The 22,590-nt window shown below is 37.3% G+C and carries 25 protein-coding genes; 23 read left to right on the forward strand and 2 right to left on the reverse strand.

Features of this window, described 5'->3' with window-relative positions; genetic code table 11:
- Position 1 precedes the first annotated feature (1 nt).
- The 20 genes from lpxK (at position 2) to pyrF (ending at position 15,099) form a co-directional block, all read left to right on the forward strand.
- Positions 2 to 1,012, forward strand: a complete 1,011-nt coding sequence (gene lpxK / locus ACPF64_RS12400) for a tetraacyldisaccharide 4'-kinase (RefSeq protein ID WP_426453581.1) — start codon at positions 2 to 4, stop codon at positions 1,010 to 1,012.
- Between the two features lie 9 nt (positions 1,013 to 1,021).
- Positions 1,022 to 1,783, forward strand: coding sequence for a 3-deoxy-manno-octulosonate cytidylyltransferase (kdsB, locus tag ACPF64_RS12405; RefSeq protein WP_419295704.1), 762 nt, complete (start codon positions 1,022 to 1,024; stop codon positions 1,781 to 1,783).
- 13 nt (positions 1,784 to 1,796) lie between these two features.
- A complete protein-coding gene (locus tag ACPF64_RS12410) occupies positions 1,797 to 2,777 on the forward strand; it encodes a DNA polymerase III, delta' subunit (protein ID WP_005041101.1) in 981 nt (326 codons plus the stop codon).
- A gap of 10 nt (positions 2,778 to 2,787) precedes the next feature.
- Entirely contained in the window at positions 2,788 to 3,129 is a 342-nt protein-coding gene (locus ACPF64_RS12415) for a PilZ domain-containing protein (protein ID WP_003651467.1), read from the forward strand.
- A gap of 17 nt (positions 3,130 to 3,146) precedes the next feature.
- Positions 3,147 to 3,920 carry a TatD family hydrolase gene (locus ACPF64_RS12420; protein ID WP_426453584.1) on the forward strand — a complete coding sequence of 258 codons (774 nt, stop codon included), beginning with the start codon at positions 3,147 to 3,149 and terminating at the stop codon, positions 3,918 to 3,920.
- A 36-nt stretch (positions 3,921 to 3,956) separates the two neighbouring features.
- Entirely contained in the window at positions 3,957 to 4,565 is a 609-nt protein-coding gene (locus tag ACPF64_RS12425) for a TetR/AcrR family transcriptional regulator (protein WP_005041096.1), read from the forward strand.
- A gap of 9 nt (positions 4,566 to 4,574) precedes the next feature.
- On the forward strand, positions 4,575 to 5,129 hold the full coding sequence (locus ACPF64_RS12430; RefSeq protein ID WP_426453586.1) for a type II secretion system protein: 555 nt from the start codon (positions 4,575 to 4,577) through the stop codon (positions 5,127 to 5,129).
- Positions 5,119 to 5,499 (forward strand): type II secretion system minor pseudopilin GspI, encoded by a 381-nt coding sequence (gene gspI, locus ACPF64_RS12435; protein ID WP_426453588.1) that lies wholly within the window; start codon positions 5,119 to 5,121, stop codon positions 5,497 to 5,499. Before ACPF64_RS12430 ends, gspI begins: the two co-directional genes overlap by 11 nt.
- Entirely contained in the window at positions 5,499 to 6,200 is a 702-nt protein-coding gene (gene gspJ, locus ACPF64_RS12440; RefSeq protein ID WP_426453590.1) for a type II secretion system minor pseudopilin GspJ, read from the forward strand. The genes gspI and gspJ overlap by 1 nt, the downstream gene beginning before the upstream one ends.
- Positions 6,200 to 7,159: a type II secretion system minor pseudopilin GspK gene (gspK, locus tag ACPF64_RS12445; RefSeq protein ID WP_426453592.1), complete on the forward strand. Its 960-nt coding sequence runs from the start codon at positions 6,200 to 6,202 to the stop codon at positions 7,157 to 7,159. The genes gspJ and gspK overlap by 1 nt, the downstream gene beginning before the upstream one ends.
- Before the next feature lie 229 nt (positions 7,160 to 7,388).
- A complete protein-coding gene (locus tag ACPF64_RS12450; RefSeq protein WP_003651480.1) occupies positions 7,389 to 7,985 on the forward strand; it encodes a 6-pyruvoyl trahydropterin synthase family protein in 597 nt (198 codons plus the stop codon).
- A gap of 49 nt (positions 7,986 to 8,034) precedes the next feature.
- The gene (gene ung / locus ACPF64_RS12455; protein WP_005041081.1) at positions 8,035 to 8,748 is read left to right on the forward strand and encodes a uracil-DNA glycosylase; all 714 of its coding nucleotides are present in this window, start codon (positions 8,035 to 8,037) and stop codon (positions 8,746 to 8,748) included.
- Positions 8,745 to 9,869 (forward strand): enoyl-CoA hydratase/isomerase family protein, encoded by a 1,125-nt coding sequence (locus tag ACPF64_RS12460; protein ID WP_003651483.1) that lies wholly within the window; start codon positions 8,745 to 8,747, stop codon positions 9,867 to 9,869. The genes ung and ACPF64_RS12460 overlap by 4 nt, the downstream gene beginning before the upstream one ends.
- A 5-nt stretch (positions 9,870 to 9,874) precedes the next feature.
- On the forward strand, positions 9,875 to 10,378 hold the full coding sequence (tadA, locus tag ACPF64_RS12465; protein ID WP_270902363.1) for a tRNA adenosine(34) deaminase TadA: 504 nt from the start codon (positions 9,875 to 9,877) through the stop codon (positions 10,376 to 10,378).
- A 70-nt stretch (positions 10,379 to 10,448) separates the two neighbouring features.
- Complete coding sequence (locus ACPF64_RS12470) at positions 10,449 to 10,889, forward strand: SRPBCC family protein (protein ID WP_426453596.1); 441 nt, start codon at positions 10,449 to 10,451, stop codon at positions 10,887 to 10,889.
- 10 nt (positions 10,890 to 10,899) lie between these two features.
- Positions 10,900 to 11,580, forward strand: coding sequence for a (d)CMP kinase (cmk, locus tag ACPF64_RS12475; RefSeq protein ID WP_426453598.1), 681 nt, complete (start codon positions 10,900 to 10,902; stop codon positions 11,578 to 11,580).
- Between the two features lie 111 nt (positions 11,581 to 11,691).
- The gene (rpsA, locus tag ACPF64_RS12480) at positions 11,692 to 13,365 is read left to right on the forward strand and encodes a 30S ribosomal protein S1 (RefSeq protein ID WP_005041073.1); all 1,674 of its coding nucleotides are present in this window, start codon (positions 11,692 to 11,694) and stop codon (positions 13,363 to 13,365) included.
- 156 nt (positions 13,366 to 13,521) lie between these two features.
- A complete protein-coding gene (locus ACPF64_RS12485) occupies positions 13,522 to 13,824 on the forward strand; it encodes an integration host factor subunit beta (RefSeq protein WP_003651488.1) in 303 nt (100 codons plus the stop codon).
- Between the two features lie 25 nt (positions 13,825 to 13,849).
- Positions 13,850 to 14,215: a lipopolysaccharide assembly protein LapA domain-containing protein gene (locus tag ACPF64_RS12490; protein WP_005041071.1), complete on the forward strand. Its 366-nt coding sequence runs from the start codon at positions 13,850 to 13,852 to the stop codon at positions 14,213 to 14,215.
- Between the two features lie 185 nt (positions 14,216 to 14,400).
- Positions 14,401 to 15,099, forward strand: a complete 699-nt coding sequence (pyrF, locus tag ACPF64_RS12495; RefSeq protein WP_005041069.1) for an orotidine-5'-phosphate decarboxylase — start codon at positions 14,401 to 14,403, stop codon at positions 15,097 to 15,099.
- Here the strand turns inward: pyrF and ACPF64_RS12500 are convergent.
- Together ACPF64_RS12500 and ACPF64_RS12505 are read right to left on the reverse strand one after the other, a co-directional pair.
- Positions 15,096 to 16,007 (reverse strand): lysine exporter LysO family protein, encoded by a 912-nt coding sequence (locus ACPF64_RS12500; protein ID WP_005041067.1) that lies wholly within the window; start codon positions 16,005 to 16,007, stop codon positions 15,096 to 15,098. The two genes, pyrF and ACPF64_RS12500, sit on opposite strands and share 4 nt — an antisense overlap.
- Before the next feature lie 49 nt (positions 16,008 to 16,056).
- Entirely contained in the window at positions 16,057 to 17,604 is a 1,548-nt protein-coding gene (locus ACPF64_RS12505) for a flavin-containing monooxygenase (protein WP_080632517.1), read from the reverse strand.
- Positions 17,605 to 17,725: 121 nt separating this feature from the next.
- On the opposite strand from ACPF64_RS12505, the gene ACPF64_RS12510 reads away from it, so the two are divergent.
- The 3 genes from ACPF64_RS12510 (at position 17,726) to ACPF64_RS12520 (ending at position 22,500) form a co-directional block, all read left to right on the forward strand.
- Positions 17,726 to 18,748, forward strand: coding sequence for an AraC family transcriptional regulator (locus ACPF64_RS12510; RefSeq protein WP_035364316.1), 1,023 nt, complete (start codon positions 17,726 to 17,728; stop codon positions 18,746 to 18,748).
- A gap of 77 nt (positions 18,749 to 18,825) precedes the next feature.
- Entirely contained in the window at positions 18,826 to 19,968 is a 1,143-nt protein-coding gene (gene zapE / locus ACPF64_RS12515; protein ID WP_003651500.1) for a cell division protein ZapE, read from the forward strand.
- Positions 19,969 to 20,334: 366 nt separating this feature from the next.
- Positions 20,335 to 22,500 carry a malate synthase G gene (locus tag ACPF64_RS12520; RefSeq protein WP_426453603.1) on the forward strand — a complete coding sequence of 722 codons (2,166 nt, stop codon included), beginning with the start codon at positions 20,335 to 20,337 and terminating at the stop codon, positions 22,498 to 22,500.
- The last annotated feature ends 90 nt before the right edge of the window (positions 22,501 to 22,590 follow it).

The following is a 22,590-nucleotide window of genomic DNA, read 5'->3' on the forward strand; positions in this document are numbered from 1 at the left end:
CATGTCATTGGCCCAGCTGATCCAGAATGCATGGAATAAGCAATCGAGTTGGTTGATTGCTTTACGTCCATTATCTTGTTTGTATCGTGCTGGGTTTCTATTAAATCGTAATTTTTATACTGCTGGTTTAAAGAAAGTCTATAAAGCCCCTGTACCTGTCATGGTGATTGGCAATATTACGGTGGGTGGCAGCGGAAAAACTCCATTATTAATACAACTGGTGAATTATCTACAACAGCATAATGTAAAAGTTGGGGTAATTAGTCGGGGGTATGGTGGTACTGGTCCTTTTCCAATGTTGGTTACTTCGGGTGCTCAAGCAACTCAGGTCGGAGATGAGCCTGCATTAATTGTTCAATCGACAAGTGTACCAATGGCGGTGGGTCCTAATAGGCAGACTGCAATAGAGCTCTTGATTGCATCAACACCACTAGATTTAATTATTAGTGATGATGGCTTACAGCATTGGGCTTTGGGACGACAAATCGAGTGGATTGTGCTCGATCAAAATCGTGGTTTAGGAAATCAAAAACTATTACCTGAGGGATATTTGAGAGAGCCAGTTGAGCGTTTAGAAACTGGAACAGTAATTGAACATGCGTATAAACCAACTACAGAATTAAATATGCATCTTGAGACTGGACAGCCATATTTACTCAATCCTTCGTCAAGGGCCGAACACGGTTTTAATCCTCAAAGTAATTATCATGCTGTAGTGGGTATTGGCTTTCCACAGCGTTTTTATCAAACACTTAAAGATTTAGGCCTGAAACAGTTTCAAGAACATGCATTTCGTGACCATCATGATTACTCAATCAATGATTTAATTTTTAATGATGAACTGCCACTTATTACAACTGAAAAAGATGCAGTTAAATTATTACCATTGCTTGAAAAAAATCCGAAATTTAAACAGCCTATTTGGGTTGTTCCTGTTAAAGCTATCCTGTCTATAGAGTGTTATCAGGTTTTAAAGCAGCAACTGCAGCAACTTGATATCCAATTATCTTAGGAAGAAAAAATGAAACACATCGTCATTCCAGCACGCTTCTCAAGTTCGCGTTTGCCAGGTAAACCATTGTTGCTTATTCATGACCGTCCTATGATTTTGCGTGTTGTGGATCAAGCAAAAAAAGTCGAGGGCTTTGATGATCTATGTGTGGCAACAGATGATGAGCGTATTGCTGAGATTTGCCGTGCAGATGGTGTGGACGTTGTGCTTACGAGTCCTGATCATCCGTCAGGAACAGACCGATTAAGCGAAGTTGCTCGTATTAAGGGGTGGGCAGCAGATGATATTATTGTGAATGTTCAGGGGGATGAGCCTTTATTACCAGCTCAACTTGTTCAACAAGTTGCAAAACTCTTGGTTGATAAACCAAATTGTTCAATGTCTACATTGTGTGAGCCTATTCATACCTTAGATGAATTTCAGCGTGATAGCATTGTAAAAGTAGTCATGTCTAAGCAAAATGAAGCATTGTATTTTAGCCGGGCAACCATTCCGTACGACCGTGATGGGGCTGTGCAGGCAGAGCCAAGTTTACATACTGAAGCATTTCGCCATTTAGGTTTATATGCCTATCGAGTGAACTTATTACAAGAATATGTGACTTGGGATATGGGTAAGCTTGAAAAGTTAGAAAGTCTTGAACAATTACGTGTTTTAGAAAATGGACATCGTATTGCGATTGCTGTCGCTCAAGCAAATTTACCTCCTGGTGTAGACACTCAAGCTGATCTTGATCGCTTAAATAAAATGCCTGTCGAATCTTTTGAATAAGCGTTAATTTTTAATGAATCCGAATGTAACCTCAAAGGTTTATCCTTGGCAAAAAACAACATGGGATACCTTAACAACAAGGTTTCCCAATATTGGACATGGCCTATTATTTTATGGCAAGCAAGGCTGTGGGAAACATGCTTTTGCTAAGCATTTTTTGGCATGGGTGCTTTGTCTTAATAAGCAGCCTCATGGTGCTTGTGGTGAGTGTAGCAGCTGTCAATGGTTAAAATCAGACACTCATCCCAATTATGTCCACATCACAACAGATGAAGAAAATAAAAAGCAGAATGCAAAAATAAAAATCGAAAAGATCCGAGATTTACTGCCTTTCGTGCAACAAACGGGAGAAGGCTGGCGCGTTATTCTTATTGAGCCTGCTGAAGCTCTTAACTTAGCATCATCGAATGCGCTACTAAAAACTTTAGAAGAACCCGGTGAACGTGTTGTTTTAATTTTATTGGCTGATCATTATCTTAAATTACCAGCCACTATTCGTAGCCGATTGCAGCATTTTGCTTTAGATCGTATTTCATATGAACAGGCTACTTCATATTTGGATGAGCATTTATCTGAACTTGCAGAAGTACAACCTGATTTATTACTTGGCCTATCTAATGATATGCCTTTGCAAGCAATAGAAATTGCAAAAAGTGATTGGTTTGCTAAACGACAGATTTTCTTAAATGACTGGCTAAAAATTGTAGCTCAAAAAAATATGCCTCTATTTTTCTCAGGAAAATGGCAAAAAGAATTAAGTTTTAATGATTTTATCGTACTTTTTGAATACTTGTTGGGAGATTTAATTTGTGTCAAGCTAAATCAGCCACAAAAAAATACTGATTTAGATTTTGATCAATTAAGTCCATATTACGATTTAGAAAGCTTATTTAATATTTATAGTGAAGTACAACAAGCAAAAAAGCTTGTTGAGCAAAATGTACAAAGTCAACTTATTATAGATCAATTGTTTATAACGTTAATGAATATTTAAGGGGAAGATTATGCAACCGCAAATGGGGGGGATTATTCAGGTCAATATTCCTGATAGAGCTACTTTGCAAGCAAGCTATATGGGATATGTGCAAGGTGGAGGCCTATTTGTACCATCAAAACAAAAGGTAAAGATGGGACAAGAAATTTTCATTTTAGCTACTTTGCCTGAACAGTCTCAAAAAATTCCTCTCACTGGTAAGGTAATTTGGATATCACACAAGCAAAGTGGATTTAAACCTCAAGGTTTTGCTATTCAATTAAGTGGAGATAAGGGAATTTACTATAAAGCTGAGGCAGAAAGAGTTTTGGCTGGTAGTATGTCTCTAGATCGTCCAAGTTATACCATGTAATTAAATAGGATAGAAAAGTGTTTGTTGATACGCATTGCCATTTAACGATGTTAGATTTAACGCCTTATAACGGTGATCTGGACCTTGCGCTCGCTGCAGCGCGAGCAGAAGGAGTGTCTAAATTTATGGCAATTTCTGTTGATCTTGATGACCATATTGCACTAGCAGAAATTGCAAATAGGCATGAAGACGTTGGTTATACGGTAGGTGTGCATCCTTGTGAAGATATAGATACGATGGCACGTGCAACGACCGAGCACTTAATTGAATTAGCTCAATCAGAAAAAGTATGGGCTCTGGGTGAAACTGGACTGGACTATTATCACAGTACAGATTTTGTTGAAGAACAAAAGGCATGTTTTGCAAGACATATCCAAGCTTCGAAAATTGTAAAAAAACCAGTCGTTGTTCATACGCGTTCAGCAAAGCATGATACGGTAGATATTATCCGTGCTGAACATTCCACGCATGGAATTTTGCACTGTTTTACCGAAGATTGGGAAACAGCTAAGGCTGTACTGGATTGCGGTTATTACATTTCTTTTTCAGGTATTGTGTCATTTAAAAATGCACAAGACTTGCGTGATGTAGCTAAACAAGTTCCGCTAGATCGACTTTTAATTGAAACAGATAGTCCTTATTTAGCACCTGTTCCATACCGCGGTAAAACAAATGAACCAAAATATGTGCCTTATGTAGCCAAAGCACTCAGTGATGTATATGATAAATCGGTTGAGGAAATTGCAATGATCACCTCACAAAATTTTGAGAACTTGCTAAAAGCGATTTAGGTTATAGAAACTATATAAGAGAGTAATTGCGTGAAGATGGATCGTCAGGCTCAGTTCCGAGCAAGAGAAGTATTAATATTTCAGGTTGCGGAGCAATTATTGCTAGAAAATGGCGAAGCCGGAATGACACTTGATGTCTTGGCTGCTGAGCTTGATTTAGCAAAAGGAACTTTGTACAAACACTTTCAAAGTAAAGATGAATTGTACATGCTATTGATTATTCGTAATGAACGTATGTTACTAGAAATGGTTCAAGATACTGAAAAGGCCTTTCCAGAACACTTAGCCTTTTTCATGTTGCATCATTTACATCATCCTGAGCGGACAGTTTTATTTCATCAAATTGAGGAAAAACTTTCGATCACAGCTCAAGGTGTGCATCACCTTTTTAATGAACTTTATCAGGTGCGTAAACAGCGATTACGAATTATCATTCGCATGACAGATCACTATTTAGAATCTATTCAAAGCAATATGACAACTCGAGATTATCTTGCATCTATTTGGTCATTAACTCATGGTGCAGCAGCTATTCTTAACTCAAGTTTTTACCAACGGTATCTAGGTTCAAGGGACACGTTAAGAGTGGCTTATATTGATCAGGCATTAGCCTTACCTAAACAAGCTGTTGAACAATATGCTTAATAGGTCGATATGAAATCTCCATCACCACCTAAATCACAAAAAGGTTTTACCCTCATTGAAGTGATGGTGGTGATTGTTATTATGACGATTATGACCTCGCTTGTTGTACTTAATATAGGTGGGGTTGACCAAAAGAAAGCGATGCAAGCAAGAGAGTTATTTTTGCTTGATGCACATAAAATTGGTAAAGAGTCACTTGATCAGTCTCGTGTTTTAGCTCTATCTACTATGAGTGAAACTGACGTTTCTCCATTTTCTTATGAGCTGTATGAATACCACGATCAGAGTAAATTACAGGTCCAAGATTTAAAAAACCGTTGGCAGAAATACCCAGAATTTACTATGCGTCAATTGCCTAAACATGTATCGTTTACAGTACAACCTCTAGATGGTCAAACCTATTCAAAAGCTACGAATACAGATTTAGTTGGTGGACAGGCTCCCCAGTTAATTTGGTTTGGAAATGGTGAAGCTAAAACAGTTAAAATACAGTTTTACTTTGAACAAAAACCAATTGGTTCAGAAATACAAATTGATCATTTGGGTAAAATAAATGAAATCTAAAGGCTTTACTCTATTAGAAGTAATGGTAGCTTTAGCAATTTTTGCAGTAGCTGCTGTCGCGTTAACTAAAGTGGCCATGCAATATACCCAATCTACTTCAAATGCAATTCTTAGAACAAAAGCTCAGTTTGTGGCAATGAATGAAGTAGCCTTAATGGAGATAAATCAAGAATGGCTTCAAGGTACTCAAAGTAAGCAGGTTACTTCTCAAGGGGAAACTTGGCAGATTGATAAATCAGCTGAATCTACAGTCAGCCCCAATGTTCAGAAAGTAGATTTGCAAATTAGCTTATATGATTCTGATAAAGGAAAAGTTCAAAATGGTATTACCCACTTGGTATTTTTTAATTATCCAGTAAAAGCAAAATAATGATAAAAAATAAATATTTTCGCTCTCGAAGCACAGCTTCACGTCTTGCAGCACGATCGAACAGGGCTCGATTAACTCGTGCCTCTGGATTTACTTTAGTTGAGCTTTTAGTCGCAATTGCAATTTTTGCTGTTTTATCTTTGTTAGGTTGGAAGATTTTTGATTATTTATTAAAAGTCCGTGATCGTAATGCTCAACATGAAGTGCAGCTATTTGAATTACAAGATGCGTATCAACAAGTTTTGCGAGATACATTACAAATTATACCTTTATCGGCAAATCAAGGGGGGCAGCTTCATCCAGCATTAGAACTTGATAATGAAGTTCTTCGCTTTAGCAAGGCTGGTGTTACTGACCCTTTAAAACAAGGGTTATCACCTTTTGAGCGTATTGAATATCGATATGATCCTGATCAAAAAAAGCTTTATCGTCTTAAATATAGCAATTTAAATACTTCAAACAGAGAGCAACCTTTATCTAGCACTTTGTTGAGTCAAGTTGAACAGTTTCAAATTATGGTGCTCACGCCACAAGAAGTGACAAAGTGGCCAGAAATTAATATTGATCCCACAAAGCCAGAAGAGTTTAGAAAACTGCCGAAAGGAATAAAAATACAACTCACAGTTGCTGGTGTAAGTTATGAGTGGATTTATAGCTTAAACCAAGGGAATTTATCGCTCTCCAAACAAGGAGGAGCATAATGTTGCACTATAAAAAGAGCCAGCAAGGCGTAGCTTTGCTCACAATTTTAATTATGGTTGCATTGGCTACAATTTTAGCTGCCTCTATTGCAAAGCATCAAACCAATACGATGGAAAACACTGGTTATTTAATGCGTCAAAATCAGTCATTATTATATGCCAAAAGTGCAGAAGCTTTTTTTTCTGAGTTATTAATTCAAGATGCAAACAATGCAGGTGGCGTTGATCATTTAAAGGAAACATGGGCACAGCCAATGCCACCTTTTCCAATAGAAGATGGAGCTGTATCAGGACGTTTAATCGACGAGTCAGGCAAATTTAACTTAAACAATTTAACAACCAATGAAGGTAAGGTAAATGAAGCTGCCAAAAGCTGGTTTGAGCGCTTACTTGTACGTGTAGGCTTGCCAGCAGAGTTAAGTCAAGCAGTTATCGATTGGCAAGATCCAGATGAAGAACCATCTGGACCTATGGGAGCAGAAAGTAGCTATTATGAAGGCCTTGATCCTAGCTATTTAGCTTCAAACGCTAAATTTCATCGCATTGAAGAGTTGAAATTAGTAAGAGGTTTTGATGGCAAGAAATACGATTTAATTGCCCCTTATATTTCTGCATTACCCGAGAATACAAAAGTGAATATTAATACTGCTTCAGTATTAGTCTTAGCGAGTATTGATGAAAAATTAGATATAGGGGCGGTAGAAAAAGAGCTTCAAATGCGCCAACAAAATTTAAAATTCTTTCAAAATGTTGATGAATTATGGCAATTGAATGCTTTTTCAACAGTCGATACTCAAAAGAGAACTGAGGTGAATAGCCTGTTAGATGTAAAGTCGAGTTTTTTTCAAGCACAAATTGAGGTGGTGCTTAATAATAGAAAAAGACAATTTACAAGTGCACTCATGCGTAATGATAAGCAGGTTTATGTCTACTCTAGAAATATGTCGCCATTTAACTAGTTGAAAAATTGTAATTTATTCGTTTGGATCATGTCATTGAAAAGTCGTTTTTATGAATTTCTCTAATCGACATAATAGAATAAATATAAATTTTCCATATGCTTATCTTCAATATTTCTTCACAAGTCTTATCATACTTTTCGCTAATTGTTTCTAATTGAAAAGTGGTGCGAAGTTTTTGTCTTTTGCTTTATAATAATGTTCTTAGAAGGAATGATCGATTTGGCACATGTTAATTCGCAAGTTATTTAAGTTTGAAAATGCACATGTTGTACGTAACTGTACATCGGATCGTTGTAAGCGATCAATTCATGGACATAGCTATAAAGTCGAATTATTACTTAAAGCTTCGAAATTAGATCATGGACAAATGGTTTATGATTTTGGGCTTTTAAAAGGGGTAATAAAAGACCTTATAGACAGCTTTGATCATGCAATCTGTTTTTGGGAAAAAGATGATTCTCAATATATTGATGCTTGTCAGACTTTTAGTGCTCGCTGGATTTCTTTACCGGTTTCACCCTCAGCCGAACAGTTCTCTCGTATTTTCTTTTATTTAGCTCAGCAAGTTTTGCAATCAACAATCACTCAAAATGGGGAAGGTGATGTTGAGGTTTATTCAGTTATTGTTCATGAGACCGATACTGGATATGCTCAAAGCTTTATTGAAGATATTCAAAACGAACAAATGGGTATCTTAAGTCTTGATGGAATTGTTTTTTCAGAACAAATTCAGATAGAGTGGGCAAATCCGCAAATGTATGAAGACTTGAAAAAAGGGATGAAATTTAATAATCCTCAAGTTGATTTGCAAGTCGAAGTGTAAATCGAATTACTCTATTTGTAGAATTGAAAATTGATCTAGGATGACATTAATGCAATTAACTGAGCAACAGCAAGATAAACTCAGTAAAGTTCAATTAGAAGAAAGCTGGAAAATATCTTTAGCACCTTTTTTGTTAAGTCCTCAAATGGATAATTTGCGCGATTTCTTATTTCAAGAGAAGCAAGCACAAAAAATAATATATCCACCGAGTAAACAAATCTTTAGTGCTCTAAATACGACACCATTGGCTGATGTGAAGGTCGTTATTCTGGGACAAGATCCATATCATGGACCGAACCAAGCGAATGGATTAAGTTTCTCTGTTCAAAAAGGTATTGCATTACCACCATCTTTACGTAATATTTTTCATGAATTGCATACAGATTTGGGTATTCCAGCTCCTCGCCATGGTGACTTAACGAAATGGGCTAAACAAGGGGTGCTTTTACTGAACAGCGTGCTTACTGTTGAAGCTGGGCAGCCAACTTCACATCAAAAGCAAGGTTGGGAAGCATTTACTGATGAAGTCATTGATGTTTTGAATGAGCAAAGAGAACATGTGGTATTTATTTTGTGGGGTGCTTATGCACAGCGCAAAGGACAACGTATAAATAGAGATAGACACTTGGTTTTAACCGCCGCCCATCCATCACCTCTTGCTGCAAATAGAGGTGGTTTTTTTGGATGCAAAGTGTTCTCAAAAACAAATCAATATTTGAAACAACATGGCATTGAGCCCATAGACTGGCAATTGGACGCATGATGAACTCTCCCAATGTAAATAACTATCACCCGGACTTGGTGGTTGAAGAAGCAAAAAATGGCTGGCGTATAGTACGTTTGAATCGTCCTAAATCATTGCATGCTTTAGATGAATCAATCGTAACGGCATTATTACGTGTATTTGAAGATTTTCGTGATGATGAGAGCGTTAAAGCAATTTGGTTAGATTCAACTACACCAAAAGCTTTTTGTGCAGGTGGCGACGTTAGAAAATTGCGTCAACTTGTTATAAATCAAGAAGTAGATACTGCGAATAAATTTTTTCAGCAAGAATATGCTTTAGACTTACTCTTACATAATTATGCTAAACCTGTGGTTGTTTGGGGTGAAGGTTATGTTATGGGTGGTGGTCTGGGCTTGTTTATGGCAGCACCATTCCGTCTAGTAACCCCATATTCTCGTTTGGCAATGCCTGAGATTAATATTGGTTTATATCCAGATGTTGGGGCGAGCCGTTTCCTGGCAGATCGTGGTCCAGTAGGTTTGTTTACTGGTTTAACTGGTTCAATCATGACAGCCGCTGGAGCATATAGCATCGGTTGGGCAACGCATATTTGTGAAGCACAGCGTGATAATGTTTTGCAAAAAGTTTTAAATATTAATTGGGCTCATTATCCTGCAGGGGATTTCCGCGCAATTGATGATACTTTAAATAGTTTGCATCGTCCTGTTGCGGCAGGTCCATTGCAAAACTCGCTAGATGTGATTCATAGCGTTTGCCGTGGTTTTAATTTTGAACAAGATTACCAAGCTATTGTTAGCTTGCGTGATGCTAGCAGTGATTGGCTCCGCCAAGCGAGTGAGAACTTGCAAAAAGGATCTCCTAGTACTGCGGCAATTACTTGGTTGCTTTGGCAATGGGGTAAACAAATACATTCTTGGGATGAGGTCTTTGATTTAGAAGCTCAGATTTCTGAGTGGAAAATTCGTCATCCTGACTTTGTAGAAGGTGTCCGTGCACGCTTGGTTGATAAAGATTTATCACCAGAATGGAAACCATGTGAAGATCTAAGCCTAAGAGGTATATTAGCTGATTGTCCACCAGTTACCTCAATAGATAGCTGGAATGCTTTGCTTAGACAACATGGTGTGATCACCTAAAATACATGACTGAATATAGTGATGAATATTGGATGCAGCTTGCTTACGAGCAAGCTGAATTAGCCGCTCAGCAGGGTGAGATCCCAGTTGGAGCGGTTGTGGTGAGCCAAAATAGAGTGATTGGGTCGGGATATAATGCTCCAATTAGTTTGTTAGATCCAACTGCACATGCAGAAATTCAGGCTATTCGTGCAGCGTGTTTATCATTAGAAAATTATCGATTACCTGAAGATGCAATTTTATATGTCACTCTTGAGCCGTGCACAATGTGTGTAGGCGCATTAGTACATGCAAGAATCAAACATGTGGTTTTTGGTACAACAGAACCTAAAGCAGGTTCATTGGTAAGCGCTCGTCAATTACTACAACATGGTTATTACAATCACAGATTTACCTTTGAACATGGTTGTTTACAAGAAAAATGTGCCCAACAACTCAGTCATTTTTTTAAACAAAGACGTGAGCAAAAGAAACTAGAAAAACAACAAAAAACGTCCTTAAATGATTAAAAAGTAACATGAGCTTATGGCAAACTAACGCGATTTTACTGCCATGATTCTATTTAATAAGGAATATTCAATGCGTAATGTAATTACCGTAAAAAAAGAATTTAATGCTCCACTTGATGATGTATTTAACTTGCTCTCTAAACATTCAACTTATAATACTGCTTTTGCACCGTTACAAGTTGTACGTGTAAAAGACTCAGCAGATTCTAAAAGACCTGATGGTTTAGGCTCAGTTCGTCGTATGGGATTTGGTCCAATTAAACCAATTAAAGAAGAAATTACATTGCTTGAAGAAAATAAAAGCATTGAATATAAATTAATAGACAATCTTTTGATTAAACACCATTTAGGTCGAATCGAGTTTTCTGAAATTACCCCATATATAACTTTAGTTACATACCGTATCGAGTTAACAGCAAAAGCTCCAGTGGTAAGTAAATTAATCCTTGCACAGCTAAAACTAGCCATTACACTAGGCTTTTCGAGATTAGCTAAAGCAATTGCTTCTTAGTGAGAGTTCAATGACAGTTCAAATTATTACTATTGATGGTCCGAGTGGTTCGGGTAAAGGAACATTGGCCGCAAAACTTGCAGCACATTATCAATATCATTTACTCGATTCTGGTGCCTTATATCGTTTATTAGGGTTGTCATTACATAAACACGATTTATTAGAGAAATTAGACAGTCAGCTCGATGAATGCGTTCAATATGCACGTCAACTGGATATTAAATTTGAAACTTCCGCAGCAGGGATTTTAGTTTTTCTAGATGGCGAAGATGTATCTCAAACAATTCGTACAGAACGGGTTGGTGAATATGCATCGAAAGTTGCAGCAATTCCAGAACTTAGACAGGCATTATTTGAGCGACAAAGAGCTTTTGCACAAAATCCTGGTTTAGTTGCAGATGGTCGTGACATGGCAACAGCTATTTTTCCTGAAGCAAATGCGAAAATTTATCTAACGGCTTCAGCTGAGTCGCGTGCTGAGCGAAGAGTAAAACAGTTGCAGGGCATGGGCCTAGATGCTAAAATAAACGACATTTTAGCTAATATACAGGCGCGTGACAAAAGAGATATGGAACGAGAAGTTGCTCCACTCAAGCCAGCCGAAGACGCTTATATCATTGATAGTTCGGAATTAACGATCGATCAGGTATTTAAGTTGATGGTTGATTATGTCGATAGCCGTACCATTTAGCAAATAGAATTATCAGTTGACGCATAGCTTGATCAGTTTATAAAGACTATGTTGATACTTAACTAAACCGGCCTTGTCTGATCCAAGACCGCTGAATTTATCAGGTATATCATGACCGAATCTTTTGCAGCCCTCTTTGAAGAAAGTGAATTAAACCTCAACGTTGAAAAGGGTGCAGTCATCCAAGGTGTTGTTGTAAACATCGATAGCGACTGGGTAACTGTTGACACTGGCCTAAAGTCTGAAGGCATTGTTGACCGTGCTGAATTTTTAAATGAACAACGTGAACTTGAAGTTCAAGTTGGCGATACTGTTGACGTAGTTGTTGAAGCTCTTGACAACGGTATGGGTCAAACAGTTTTATCACGTGAAAAAGCTAAGCGTGCTGAAACTTGGACTAAACTTGAAAAAATCTTTGAAGATGGCGAAATCGTTACTGGTGTTATCTCTGGTAAAGTTAAAGGCGGTTTCACTGTTGACATCGGTCCTGTTCGTGCATTCTTACCAGGTTCATTAGTTGACACTCGTCCTATCCGTGACACTACTCACCTTGAAGGTAAAGAGTTAGAGTTTAAAGTAATCAAACTTGATGCTAAACGTAATAACGTTGTTGTATCTCGTCGTGCTGTTATGGAAGCAGAATCTTCTGCTGATCGTGAAGCATTACTTGCTCAACTTGAAGAAGGTCAAACAGTTACAGGTACAATCAAGAACCTTACTGATTACGGCGCATTCGTTGATCTTGGTGGTATTGATGGTCTTCTCCATATCACAGATATGGCTTGGAAACGTATCAAGCACCCTTCAGAAGTTGTTGAAGTTGGTCAAGAAGTTACTGTTAAAGTACTTAAATTTGACCGTGAGCGTAACCGCGTATCTTTAGGCCTTAAACAATTAGGCGAAGATCCATGGTTAGCGATCATGAGCCGTTACCCTAAAGGTTCTATCGTTAAAGCTCGTGTAACTAACTTAACTGACTACGGTTGTTTCGCTGAAATCGCTGAAGGCGTTGAAGGTTTAGTTCACGTTTCTGAAATGGACCACACTAACAAAAACATCCACCCATCTAAAGTTGTTCAGATTGGTGATGAAGTTGATGTTATGGTTCTTGAAGTTGATGAAGAACGTCGTCGTATCAGCCTTGGTATCAAACAAACTCGTGCTAACCCATGGGAAGAGTTTGCTAAAGCTCATGAGAAAGGCGAAAAAGTATCTGGTACTATCAAGTCTATCACTGACTTTGGTATCTTCATCGGCTTGAACGGCGGTATCGACGGTTTAGTACACTTGTCTGATATTTCTTGGAACGAGCAAGGCGAAGAAGCTATTCGTCGTTACAAGAAAGGTGACACTGTTGAAGCTGTTATCTTGTCTGTAGACGCTGAAGGTAACCGTATCAGCCTTGGTATCAAGCAATTGAACAGCGATCCGTTCAATGATTTCTTAGCTGCTAACGAACGCGGTGCTTTAGTTAAAGGTACTGTAACTGCAGTTGATGCTCGTGGCGCAACTGTTAAGTTAGCTGACGAAGTAGAAGCTACTCTTAAAGCTTCTGAAATCAACCGTGACCGCGTTGAAGATGCAACTAAATTCTTAGAAGTTGGTCAAGAAGTTGAAGCGAAAATCATCAACGTTGATCGTAAATCTCGCTCTATCAACTTGTCTGTTAAAGCAAAAGACGAAGCTGAAGAGAAAGAAGCAGTTGCTACTTTACGTACAGCAACAACAAGTCAAGAAAATGGTCCTAAGACTATTGGTGACTTGATTAAAGCACAAATGAAGTAATAGGTTAACAAAGTACAGTTTCATGTAACGGAATTGTACTTTTTATACAAATTACTGTAAACGGTAGCCTAGTATTCAACATACTGCGCTACCGTTTTGTATTTAAACAGGTTATTATCAGACGACATAGAGTAGCAATAAATAACGAGGTCGTAGATGACTACTGAAGCTCTTAATAAGTCTGATTTGATTGAACGCATTGCGCTAAAAAACCCACACTTAGCTGAACCTTTGGTGGAAGAGGCGGTTAAAATTATGATTGATCAAATGATAGAAGCACTATCAACTGATAATCGAATTGAAATCCGTGGTTTTGGTAGCTTTGCTTTACACCACCGTGATCCAAGAGTTGGTCGCAATCCTAAAACTGGAAGATCAGTTGAAGTGGCAGCTAAAGCTGTTCCGCATTTCAAACCCGGGAAAGCACTGCGTGATGCAGTCAATGAATCCGGAAAATAAATAAAAATTTATAAGTGGGGTGCCTATGCGTTATATTTTAATTGCATTGCTTATTGTTGTATTTGGTTATTCTTTAGCCCTTGTATTGCAAAACCCAACAGAGCTGTCTGTTGATTTGCTATTTACTCAAGTTCCAGCTATGCGATTAGGCTTATTATTGCTACTCACATTAGTGCTTGGAACGGTGGTCGGTCTTTTGCTAGGTGTTCAGGTTTTCAGAGTATTTCAACAAAGCTGGGAAATTAAACGTCTTCGTAAAGATATTGACCATTTGAGAAAAGAACAGATTCAAAGTGCTCAATTAGCAGCAGCAGAAGCCGCTGCAAATGTAAGACATGAAAAAACCGTTTTAGATGTTTATCCTCAAGATAAAAACTCTACTCCGCTATAATTCGAATACTACTCTTTATTCTCGAATAAAGAGTAGTATATTCCTTAATTTATCACTGTTTTCTTCTTTTTATTTTTCTAAAAATTAGTCCCCGTGACATTATTGTCTCTAAATTTGAAAGCCTTCCTTATACATTCCTTTATTACTTGATGACTTGTCTATTATAATGACGCTGATTTTATGTGATGGAAGAAAGTCTCTTGAGTATCATTGTTGCGTTAGATGCAAAAAGCCAATATGACGCTTTAAAAATTGTTGAACAACTTGATCCTACTTTATGCCGTGTAAAAGTGGGTAAAGAGCTTTTTACTCATGAAGGCCCATCTGTTGTAAAAAAACTTCAAGAACAAAATTTTGAAGTTTTTCTTGATCTTAAATTTCATGATATTCCAAATACTACCGCTCAGGCTGTTTGTGCAGCAGCTGATTTAGGAGTGTGGATGGTAAATGTTCACGCTTCAGGTGGCCGTAAAATGATGGAAACCTGTGTGGAGCGTTTAAAAGCAGGTAACTATCAAACCCAGCTTATTGCTGTGACAGTACTCACATCAATGGGTCGAGAAGATTTAAAAGATATTGGTTTGGATGTTGAACCTGTAGAGCATGTAAAGCGCTTAGCTAAACTCACTAAAGAAAGTGGCTTAGATGGGGTAGTTTGTTCTGCTCAAGAAGCTAAGATTCTTCGTGAATTAATTGGGCAAGACTTCTCTTTGGTAACACCAGGTATTCGCCCAGAGGGTTCTAATGCAGACGACCAAAAACGTATTGTGACTCCAAAGCAGGCTATGCTTGATGGTTCTACACATTTGGTCATTGGTCGACCGATTACTAAAGCAGAAGATCCAACAGAAATGTTGAAATCTATTCTTGCTTCAATTGCCTAAAAATTTAGAAATAAGCTAATTAATAACGGGGCGAGTAGGCTTAATAATAAGCCACTCATCATGGCATGTGGTACATAATGTGTACCACATGACTGTTTTACCATTGCTAAGGTAGCATCCATTGACGTTGCGCCAGCACTTGAGATAGCAGGGCGAGGAAAACGCCATCCCATGGTATACATTAAAAATATAGCAACAATTTCTCTAAATAAATCAGTCAATAGCGCGATGCCACCTAGTTCTGCCGAATGTAATTGCGTAAATAAGATTCCTGACATTGAGTACCAGCCATAACCTTGTGCTAATGCTAATGTTTCGTTCAGTGCAAAATGCTTGTTAAGCAAAAAGTAGTTGAAGAAGCCTGCAATACATGACCCTATAAAAGCAGCTAAAGGTACAATTAAAATTTTCCAGCTTAACCACGTACGGTTGAAATGAGTGAAGGCAAGTTCAATACCAATTAAGAAAATAAACAGTAATAATAAATACCAACTATTAAATGCCATATGTGAATTGAATTGAGTGACAATAGCTCCCAATAGAACACCGACACCTAAGGCAAGAAAGGCTTTTGCAATATTCTTTAAAGCATTTACAAAAAGTTGAAGTGAGATTTTTCCTTTTACACTTTGTTTATCAAAAATTGTATAAGCCAATAAACATGTAAAAAAAGAACCAAAAGATGTGGTAAGTGCAATGATTATAGCTGGTGGAAGTATGGCAGAAGGATTCTCAATTTGATCAAGTGCCAGTGTTAACTCTAAAGCCACACTTGCTAAAAGAATATAAGAAAAATAGGGCAGTATTTTGAAAATAAACTGTCGGATATTTAGAGATAGTTTAGGTGCTAGAAAATAGCCGAAAGCAAGTGCTAAAAAAATTTGAATGATAAGATAAAAGGATTGCATATAATAATAGGTGGATTGTTTTTAACCCACCTATTATGTCTTGAACATTTTAAGCTGCATAGCTCTGTGAGCTTTTATTTAAGAGTAAGTAATCTTTTGGATTAACTTTGCGCGTTTCTAACCAATACTTCCATGTATAGGTTGGCCATAACGAAAAGTTTTTTCCATCTGAAGATTGATACCAGCTACTACAGCCTCCAGCTTGCCACACAGTCCCTTGAAGCTGAGTTTGAACTCGCTCGTTAAAAGCATCTTGAACTTCTGGTTTGATCTCAATTGCTTTTTGACCAGATTTCTCTACGAGTTGAATAAGTTGTAAAATGTAATTTACTTGAGATTCAATCATAAAAATAACCGAATTATGACCTAATACTGTATTAGGGCCGACTAATTGAAATAGGTTGGGAAAGTTTTTAGTCATAATGCCATAATAACTTTCTGCACCATCTTTCCATGCCTGTTTTAACTCGAGTTGATTGCGTCCAATACAAGTGAAATGTTTTAAGTAAATACGTGGGTCAGTTATAAAACCTGTGCCATAAATTAAGCAATCAATAGGCCGTTCTTTACCATCTTTAGTAACAATACTGTTTTCCTTAATTTCTTGAATGCTATCTGTTATTAGCTCAACATTTTTACGGTTAAATGTAGGGAAGTATTTATTTGAAATAAGAATACGTTTACATCCCATCACAAAGTCCGGTGTGAGTTTCTTAGCCACTTCCTTGTCTTTAACTTGGAAGCGAATGAAAGCTTCTGCCAACTTTTGACCATATTTCATAATTTGAGGTTGAACAATCGGTACAACACGTGACTCATTACTCCAATAAAGACGACTACGATGAATTTGGCGATAAATATTGGAAGATTTGAATAATACTTTACTCAAACCTGAGTATTTGCGTTCATCTCGTGGTATTACCCATGCTGCCGTTCTTTGAAATACATAGAGCTGCTTAACATCTCTAGCTATTTCCGGAATATATTGAATTGCGCTACCACCTGTACCAATAGATGCGACTGATTTACCATTCAAATTATAGTCATGTTCCCATTGTGATGAATGGAAAACTTTCCCTTTAAATTTTTCGATACCCTGAATATGGGGAATTTGCGGAATGTGTAAAGGACCAGAAGCAAAAACAACAAATTGAGCTTCAATAGAAGGCTGATTTTTAAAGTCTAGAGTCCACACGTGACGTGCTTCGTCATATTGGATATTGCTCACATCATGGTTAAATTTGCAGTAATTTTTAATCTTATATTTTTTTGTAATATCTTGAATATATTGAAAAATTTCTGGAGCTTCAGCATAGCGTTTTGACCAGTCTGTTTTTGGTGCAAAAGAGAGAGAATACATATGAGATTGAACATCACATGCTGCACCTGGGTAGCGATTTTCCCGCCAAGTTCCGCCAACATCATTTGATTTTTCTAAAATAACAAAGTCTTGCTGTTGATTTTGCAGTAAACGGATTGCCATTCCTAGGCCACCAAATCCAGCACCAATAATAGCGATTTTAGTTTTTTGAATAGCATCTTGCTTTGCGTTTAGCATTGGAAACCCTGCATAAGCTAAAAGGAGGATTGCAGGCAAGACTAACGTTTTTTAACCAGTTTAAACATGATTGTATCGACGTGAAAATTGATAGATTCGGCAATTAATTTTCTTTCTTGTTTATAGTAAAACATTTGAGTCTAGGGAAATTGATAGAAGAATGAAACGGTCGATACTTGGTTTAATGTATTTAATTCAAGGAATGCGCAATGCAGGCATTGATGTCGACTCACGTTTGGCTGGTATAGGAATTAAGGTTGATGCTTTAGATCCGAGTTCCACAATTCATGATCGCCTAGAATGGGATATTCAGCAAATTATTAGTGAAAATGTTGAGCCTGAAAAGGGCCTATTTATTGGACAGCATTATGCTTTAGCCGGTTACGGACCATTGCTTATGTTGCTGGTCACAAGTAATGATGTTCAAACTGCATTAAATAAAGGGATAAAGTATCAAAAACTTACTCATTTATTTGGTGCTTTAGGCCTATATGAAACTGATGAGCGTACAATTTTAAGTTATTTGCCCGTTGATTTGAAAACACAAATTGGCAAGTTGCGGGCCCAATGTGAAGTTTCAGGAACTTATAAATTTATTCAAGATATTTATACGATGATGGGACTACAAATGCCCGCTATGCGTATAGAACTTCCATTTGAAAAACCAAATGACTCAGATACTTTATCCCGCTATTTTGCATACTATGGCGATGATGTGCACTTTAATGGTAAATATGCAGCATTTAGCCTAAGCAAGGATGTGCTTGAAATTAAGATTCCTTCAGCGGATATCATTACACATCGTATTTATGAATCAAAATGTATTACAGAAATAACAAGATTAAATCAACAAGATCACCAAACACCACATATCATACAATGTGTGCAAGATTATCTTGAGTTGCAACAAGGTATTATCCCGAGCATGGCGGAAACTGCTTTTGCATTGAAAATGCCTGAAAGGACATTAAGGCATCAATTGCAACAGTTAAATACGAGTTATAAGCAAATTCGTGAACAAATCATCAAGAATAAGGCATTAAAGCTTATGGAATATAGAGAATACTCAATAGAAGTTATTGCTGAATTGCTCGGTTATTCTGAACCAGCGGCGTTTAATCATGCATTTAAACGATGGTTTGGACAGAGTCCTCGACAATATGGCAAAGAGTCATCGTCGTAATTCTTGATGCTAAAAGCTAATGTGGTTGAACAAAATGTTCGCTATACTCCTATCAGTTAAAATTGAAATAAAACGATATGTTAAATTTAAAATCTTCTCATAGTACTGCATTCTCACCTTCTTCCCCAGCAGAACGCTATGCTGAGGCTTTAGCTTCAGGCCAGTTTATGGCAGATGAAGCGCAAGCACAGGCAGTGCAAGAATTAGATCGCGTATGGAAAGAACTTTTAAACCGTTATAAAGCCTCTAAAAAAGCTTTCCGTCGTTTTCGCCGCCAAACATCACCTAAAGGTGTCTATATGTGGGGTGGTGTAGGTCGTGGAAAAACTTGGCTTATGGATCAATTTTATGAGTCAGTGCCGTTTCGTCGTAAAACACGTATGCATTTTCATCATTTCATGCAACATGTTCATAAAGAGCTAAATAAGCTTTCAGGCCAACGTAATCCACTTGAAATCGTGGCTGACCAAATTTATAAAGATGCAGTCGTTATTTGTTTTGATGAGTTCTTTGTATCAAACGTAACAGATGCAATGATTCTGAGTGATTTATTTCAAAAATTGTTTGTTCGTGGCGTGACATTAATTGCAACATCAAACATTGCACCAGACGGTTTATATAAAAATGGTATTCATCGTGACCGCTTTTTACCAACAATTGAAATGGTTAAAAAGAACTGCGCTATTTTAAATGTAGATGCAGGTGTGGATTATCGTTTGCGCGTATTAAAACAAGCTCAATTATTTAAATCACCATTAAGTAATGAAGTCCAAAACTGGATGTCGGAACGTTTTAGTGCATTAACTCATACACAAGCTCATTCTCAAGAGCCTATTGTAATCAATAATCGTATTGTTGAGACTCTAGGGCATACAGAAGATGTGTTGTGGTGTGAGTTTTCTGAACTCTGCTTTAAACCACGTAGCCCAGCAGATTTTATTGAAATTGCAAATATCTATAATACGGTTTTAGTGAGTAATGTTCCTCATTTAACAGATTTCTTGTCTGAAGGCACACGTCGTTTTATTTATCTAGTCGATGAGTTTTATGACCGTGGAGTAAAATTACTTTTAACTTCGCAAGATAGTATTATTGATATTTATCAAGGTGAAAAATTAGCCTTTGAAATTGAGCGTACTCGTTCGCGTTTATTAGAAATGCAATCTGATGAATATTTGCATTCAGAACATCGCCATATTGATGAAGCTAAAAACGCATAAAAAATAGATATGAAAAGCGCTCTATATAGGGCGCTTTTTTTACAACAAAAATAGATAAATTTCGTTAAATAGTGCTTTTTCAAGCTGCAAAGTTTGATATAACTAAATACGCTTTAGAAAAATAAGATAGTGAAATTTTTTGTCTGTTAACAAAAAGTCTAGTTTCAGTATCTTTAAATATTGAATAAATTGTTGAGAATCCTAGTTAGAATTTTAATATTTCCTATATAGATAAATTTATCTTTGTCAATAGTTTTACAAGGGAAAATGCTTACTATTTAGGAATGTGATATTAGTATTCAGCTTAATTTAAATCGGTATACTAGGATTCTCTTGGTATAAAAAGTAGCAACTTCAGGAAAGACAATGACTGCACGTATTCAAAAAGGCAAGTTAGCGATTGCTAAAGAACTTTACGATTTTATCGAAAATGAAGCTTTACCAGGTTCTGGTTTAGATAGTGAAACTTACTGGAAGAACTTTGAGCAAGTTGTTGTCGATCTTAGCCCAAAAAATAAAGCATTATTGGCTAAGCGTGATGAATTACAAGCAAAAATTGATGAATGGCACCGTAACAACAAATTTGAATTAGGTGCTTATAAGGCGTTCTTAACTGAAATTGGTTATTTATTGCCAGAAGTTGAAGATTTTCAAATTACAACTGAAAATGTTGATGAAGAAATTGCATTATTGGCAGGACCGCAGTTAGTTGTGCCTGTACGTAATGCACGTTATAGCTTAAATGCTGCAAATGCTCGTTGGGGCTCTTTATATGATGCACTTTACGGCTTCGATGTAATTTCTGAAGAAGGCGGAGCTGAAAAAGGTAAAGGATATAATCCTGTACGTGGTGCAAAAGTGATTGAGTTCGCTAAAAATTTCTTAAATGAAGTTTTTCCACTTGCGCAAGGTTCGCATGCAGATGCAACAAAATATGCGATTGAGCAAAATAAACTTGTTGTAACTTTGAAAGATGGTTCAAAAACAGGTTTAGCTCATGAAGCTCAGTTCGTTGGTTTCAACGGTGAAGAAGCGAATCCTACAGAAGTTGTACTTCTAAGTAATGGCCTTCATGTCATTATCGAAATTGATGCCTCTAGCCCAATTGGTCAAACTGATTTAGCTGGTGTTAAGGATTTAACATTTGAAGCAGCTGTAACCACCATTCAGGATTTAGAAGATTCTGTTGCAGCAGTAGACGCTGAAGAAAAAGTTGAAGGCTACCGTAACTGGTTAGGTCTAATGAAGGGTACGCTTCAAGAATCTATCGAGAAAAATGGTAAAACGATTGTTCGTGATTTAAATAAAGATCGCGAAATTAAAAACTTAATTGGTGGTACAACAAAACTTCATGGTCGTTCACTTATGTTACTTCGTAACGTAGGTCATTTAATGACTAACCCAGCTATTTTAGTAGATGGGGAAGAAATTTTCGAAGGAATTATGGATGCATTGGTAACACCATTATTGTCAGTTGCTGATATCCGTAGTGAAAACGAAAACAAGAACTCACGTAAAGGTTCTATGTATATTGTTAAACCAAAAATGCATGGTCCAGAAGAAGTTGCGTTTGCTGTAGAGTTATTTGAACGTGCTGAACAGGCGATTGGATTACCAGCGAAGTCATTAAAAATCGGTATTATGGATGAAGAACGTCGTACATCTGTAAACTTGAAAAACTGTATCGCTGCTGCAAAAGACCGCACAATCTTTATTAATACTGGTTTCATGGACCGTACTGGCGATGAAATTCATACATCAATGGAAGCTGCGCCAGTTGTGCGTAAAGAAGCTGTAAAAACACAAAAATGGATTGCTGCTTACGAAAACCGTAACGTTGCAATTGGTTTGAAGACTGGTTTACAAGGTAAAGCACAAATTGGTAAAGGCATGTGGCCAAAACCAGATAGCATGAAAGATATGTTGGCAACTAAAGCTGCACATCCAAATGCGGGTGCATCATGTGCTTGGGTTCCATCTCCAGCAGGTGCAGTGCTTCATGCGATGCATTACCATCAAGTTAATGTAAAAGCGCGTCAAGATCAGTTGAAAGCTGAAGAAATGTTGTCATTAGACGACTTGTTGACTCCGCCGTTTGCACCAGAAACAAATTGGTCAGCAAAAGAGATCAACAACGAACTTGAAAATAACTGCCAAGGTATTTTGGGTTATGTAGTTCGTTGGGTTGACTTAGGTGTGGGTTGTTCGAAAGTTCCTGATATTAACAACGTGGGCTTGATGGAAGACCGTGCAACATTACGTATTTCTTCTCAACACGTTGCGAACTGGTTACGTCACGGTATTGTGACTCGTGAACAAGTTGAAGAAGTGCTTAAACGCATGGCGAAAATTGTTGATGAGCAAAACGCGAATGACCCATTGTACAAACCAATGGCAGCTAACTTTGAAACCAATATTGCTTTCCAAGCAGCTTCTGACCTCATCTTTAAAGGTTGTGAACAGCCTTCAGGTTATACTGAGCCGTTACTTCATGCTGCTCGTTTAAAGTTAAAAGGTTATACAGGTGACTAATTTTAACCTGTCATAAAAAAAGCCTCTTCGGAGGCTTTTTTATTTTCGGTATATTTTGTGCTTATAGAAAGTAGATTTATAGCTAAAAGG

Source organism: Acinetobacter sp. KB005 (genome assembly GCF_049949095.1).
Taxonomy (GTDB): domain Bacteria; phylum Pseudomonadota; class Gammaproteobacteria; order Pseudomonadales; family Moraxellaceae; genus Acinetobacter; species Acinetobacter calcoaceticus.